Annotated in this window: 1 protein-coding gene; it reads right to left on the reverse strand. The window is 49.1% G+C overall.

What is annotated here, in order from left to right; translation table 11 throughout:
- A partial coding sequence (locus tag ACS8FC_RS19395; protein ID WP_439297991.1) for an ABC transporter transmembrane domain-containing protein occupies positions 1–582 on the reverse strand: 582 nt, incomplete at both ends.

The following is a 582-nucleotide window of genomic DNA, read 5'->3' on the forward strand; positions in this document are numbered from 1 at the left end:
GTTAAATACCAGACCGTCACACTGATAGCCACCTTTAATATGTGTGGGTGACAATGGGTAAGCTACGCCTTGGTTGTCTTGCTCTAGTGCAAACAGACTCTCAATGTTTAATTTGGCGGCTTTGGCATGAGCGTATTGCACCAGTAGATTTGGTATCGACATAACGGGCGCCAGTACCCTACCACCCAATATCGAGCAGGCAATCAGTCCACCCATTGTCATATCACCTTGCATGACGACAAATGAGCCAACAATCACGATACCGACATAACTGACCTGCTGCAGCATCTGCGTGAAATACGTGAGATTGTCATTGGCATGCTTCATGTCCAAGTCATTTTTGATGGTAACGTCCATCACATCAAGCCAACGCGAGAGAAACTTCCAACTGCCCGCCCCCGCCTTTATGGTCTCAACACCTTCTACCGCCTCGACTAGCAGACCTGTTTTATAATAAGAAGCCGTCGCACCTTCTGCGGCAATGGCATCAATGCGTTTGCGCGCAATCAGCCCCATCGTAATCGCAATCACCGCTGCAACCACTGGTACGGCAGCCACTAAAGGTGAGCCAATAAAAGCCAC

The sequence above is a fragment of the Psychrobacter sp. 1Y4 genome (assembly GCF_051847555.1).